Below are 1321 nucleotides of genomic sequence, written 5' to 3' on the forward strand. Positions count from 1 at the left end.
GTATTTTTAAGTGATCGAAAGATTGCCTTGAAATACGGCGCAACACGAATACTCAACCTGTAGCGCGTGGTCCTGCAGCGAGCAATCGCCGCGAGACACACCCGTTATAGGGTCAAGCGAACAAGTGCATGTGGTGGATGCCTTGGCGATCACAGGCGATGAAGGACGCGGTAGCCTGCGAAAAGCGGTGGGGAGCTGGCAAACAAGCTTTGATCCACCGATATCCGAATGGGGAAACCCGGCCCGTATGGGTCATCCGTAGCTGAATACATAGGCTACGCGAAGCGAACGCGGCGAACTGAAACATCTAAGTAGCCGCAGGAAAAGAAATCAACCGAGATTCCCAGAGTAGTGGCGAGCGAAATGGGACCAGCCTGCATTCTTTATCTGAACTGTCAGCCGAACACTCTGGAAAGTGTGGCCATAGTGGGTGATAGCCCCGTAGGCGAAGACAGATTGGAAGAACTAGGTATGCGACAAGTAGGGCGGGACACGTGAAATCCTGTCTGAAGATGGGGGGACCATCCTCCAAGGCTAAATACTCGTGATCGACCGATAGTGAACCAGTACCGTGAGGGAAAGGCGAAAAGAACCCCGGGAGGGGAGTGAAATAGATCCTGAAACCGCATGCATACAAACAGTCGGAGCCTCGCAAGGGGTGACGGCGTACCTTTTGTATAATGGGTCAGCGACTTACATTCAGTGGCAAGCTTAACCGAATAGGGCAGGCGTAGCGAAAGCGAGTCCGAACAGGGCGATTAGTCGCTGGGTGTAGACCCGAAACCAGGTGATCTATCCATGGCCAGGTTGAAGGCACGGTAACACGTGCTGGAGGACCGAACCCACTAACGTTGAAAAGTTAGGGGATGAGCTGTGGATAGGGGTGAAAGGCTAAACAAACCTGGAAATAGCTGGTTCTCTCCGAAAACTATTTAGGTAGTGCCTCGTGTATCACCTTCGGGGGTAGAGCACTGTCATGGTTGAAGGGTCCATTGCGGATTACTTCGCCATAGCAAACTCCGAATACCGAAGAGTGCAATCACGGGAGACAGACATCGGGTGCTAACGTCCGGTGTCAAGAGGGAAACAACCCAGACCGCCAGCTAAGGTCCCCAAATATGACTAAGTGGGAAACGAAGTGGGAAGGCTAAAACAGTCAGGAGGTTGGCTTAGAAGCAGCCACCCTTTAAAGAAAGCGTAATAGCTCACTGATCGAGTCGTCCTGCGCGGAAGATGTAACGGGGCTAAGTCATATACCGAAGCTGCGGATGCGAGCTAGTCTCGCATGGTAGGAGAGCGTTCCGTAAGCCTGCGAAGGTGC

General features: G+C 52.6%; 1 rRNA gene. It reads left to right on the plus strand.

The annotated features are described in order from the left end of the window. Window positions 1–110: 110 nt before the first annotated feature. Window positions 111–1321 (plus strand): 23S ribosomal RNA (locus EYW47_RS40625); the annotation flags it as partial.

Origin of the sequence: Paraburkholderia silviterrae (assembly GCF_004353915.1) — a bacterium.
Classification (GTDB): Bacteria; Pseudomonadota; Gammaproteobacteria; order Burkholderiales; family Burkholderiaceae; genus Paraburkholderia; species Paraburkholderia silviterrae.